General features: G+C 64.9%; 1 protein-coding gene and 1 pseudogene. One reads left to right on the top strand and one right to left on the bottom strand.

All coding sequences use genetic code 11. From position 1 onward, the window contains the following. Positions 1-566: 566 nt before the first annotated feature. Positions 567-1427, top strand: coding sequence for an RNA polymerase sigma factor SigF (locus O3W51_RS47740; protein WP_269290339.1), 861 nt, complete (start codon positions 567-569; stop codon positions 1425-1427). 5 nt (positions 1428-1432) lie between these two features. On the opposite strand, the pseudogene O3W51_RS47745 reads toward O3W51_RS47740, so the two are convergent. Next, positions 1433-2353: pseudogene (locus O3W51_RS47745) on the bottom strand (PP2C family protein-serine/threonine phosphatase); the annotation flags it as partial. Between the last annotated feature and the right edge of the window lie 106 nt (positions 2354-2459).

A 2459-nucleotide genomic window follows, 5' to 3' on the forward strand; every position in this document is an offset into this window, starting at 1 on the left:
CTGCCAGCCCCCTCCGCCGCCCGAATCGACCAAGCATCAGAGTGCCGAGCAGCATGTCTCACCGCATCAGCAACTGTCCCTTTTCATCCGTACGAGGCTGGGGACGTTCACGTGTACCCCGACACCTGCTGGACCTTGCAGGGAGAGCCAGCCTCTCGCCGACACTCGTTCCGGCTTCTGTGCACGGCAGCGGGCGTCGAGAGCAAGTCAGGCGCAGAGCCGGGTCTGACGGCAGGCCGCAACATTCTCAGGTAGACCAGCCCAGCCGATGTCCAACCCGAGGGAGTCACCGGCAGGATGGTCCGCCCCAATTTCTACTGCTATCAGAGCGAGCGGTTTTCTGTCCACGCATCGATCAGGCGCTTGGCGCACCTTTCGCTCGTGAGGACGCGCAACACGCCGACCCGTGTCCGGCCAGCCTTAAAGAGGGCAAGCCGCACTAAGATACTGGCTCGAAGAACTGCCGGAAGCCCGCCCACAATTCGGCACCCCCACAGGGGTGTGTGGTCTGGCAATGCGGGTATACGGCGTCCAGTTGCTGATTGGTTCAAAGTTTGGGGGCAGTCATGACAAGCACTGCGGAAACAGCGGCCACCGGCTCGGTTCTCAGTGCTGGCACGGCAGGCCTGCCGTGGATCGAGGACGCGGGGAACGTCGCTCCTGCGGATGCCCGCGAGATGTCGCGACTGTTCTTCGACCGCCTACAGTCGCTGGAGGAGGGAACCCGCGAGTTCCAATACGCGCGGAACACCCTCATCGAGCTGAACATGGCCCTGATCACCTTCGTCGCGAACCGGTTCCGCAACCGTCCCGAGCCGCGCGAGGACATCATGCAGGTCGGCACGATCGGTTTGATCAAAGCCATTGACCGATTCGAGCTTTCCCGCGAGGTGGAGTTCGCCACCTTCGCCGTCCCCTACATCTCAGGGGAGATCAAAAGGTTCTTCCGCGACACCAGTTGGGCGGTCCACGTCCCCCGACGGCTGCAGGAGTTGCGTTTGGAGTTGACCAAGGCCAGCGAAGAACTCTCCGACCGCTTGGGCCGAGAGGCGACCACATCGGAACTCGCCGCGTTCCTCGATCTCACCCCCGCACAGGTGATCGAGGGCCTGGTGGCGGCGAGCGGCTACACCGCCGGCACGATCGACATCCCCTCGATCGCCAACGACGGCGGCCAGGAAAGGGCCTTGGCCGACCGGATCGGTGACCTCGACCCGGCCCTGGAGGGCGTGGAGAATCTCCTCACCCTCAAGCCCCTGATCGCAGCTCTGCCGGAACGCGACCGCCGTATCTTGAACATGCGCTTCGGCCAGGAGATGACCCAGGCCGAGATCGGTACCGAGCTGGGCGTCAGCCAGATGCAGGTCTCCCGCTTGCTCAACCGCACTCTCGCCCACCTGCGCGGTCACCTGATGGCTCCGGCCTGAACCCCTCAGATGGGCTCCATGGCGGGCGGCGTGAGGCGCCCCGAGGGGCTGGAGCGTCCGCGCCAGTCCAGGCAGAGCACCAGGGCGTCGTCGTCCGCTACGGCGTCACGGTGCCTGGTCAGTTCTCTCAGCACTGCGCCGGGGACGTCGGCGGCCGGCAACAATGTGGCCGCTGTGATGGCGCGGGCCAGTCCTCGCTCCTCATAGGCTTCACCGCCCGGGGAATGTGCGGCATAGACCCCGTCGCTGACAATGACCAAGCGGTCCCCAGGCAGCACATGGAACTCCTGAGGAGCGTAGGTGCCCTCATCGATTATCCCCAATGGCGGCTGCGCTGCGAAGAAGAGGCGCTCCACGTTCTTGCCGCGCTGCCGCCACACCTGCGGTGAGCCGGCCTCGATCACGCCGGCTCGGCCGGTAGCGAGGTCGAAGGAGAGCATCAGCGTGGCGATGTGGACGTCGCCGCCGTGTTCGGCGTGCAGCACCTTCGCGGCCGCGGCAACCTGGTCCGCGATTCCCCGGCCGGCGCGCCGGGCATTGCGGAGCGCCTGGACGGCCAGGTTGGTGAGCAGGGATGCCTTGATGCCTTCGCCCCAGCCGTTGGTGATACTCAAGGTGAGATTTTCGCCGGTGCTGGTCCAGTCGAAGTTGTCGCCATAGATGGCGTAGGCGGGCTCAAGCTGTGCGCCGATCGAGTACTCGGTGCGGGCGCAGGCGCGGGCAGGCAACAGTTGCCACTGCATTTCTGCGGCCAGCGTGAGCCGGTTGCGGCGGCGTGCTTGGAGGTAGATGTCGGTGTCGCGCTGAGCGATAATGATCTCATGGCCCAGGAGTTCAGCGATGTCTGCCAAATCGCCAACTGCCTCCGCAGTGCACTGTTGCTCCGGAAGGCGAACGGTCAGTATGCCTAGTGCTGAATTCCTCAAAGGCAGTAGACGTAGCGTCGGCGTAGGTGTCGGGTGGGTGGGGCGGGTCTGCCCCAGATCCAGGGTTTGGCGCGGGCGTTGAGTTGGGTTGTCGCGAGTTCGGTGG

It is taken from the genome of Streptomyces sp. H39-C1, assembly GCF_027158125.1.
Taxonomy (GTDB): Bacteria; Actinomycetota; Actinomycetes; order Streptomycetales; family Streptomycetaceae; genus Actinacidiphila; species Actinacidiphila fildesensis.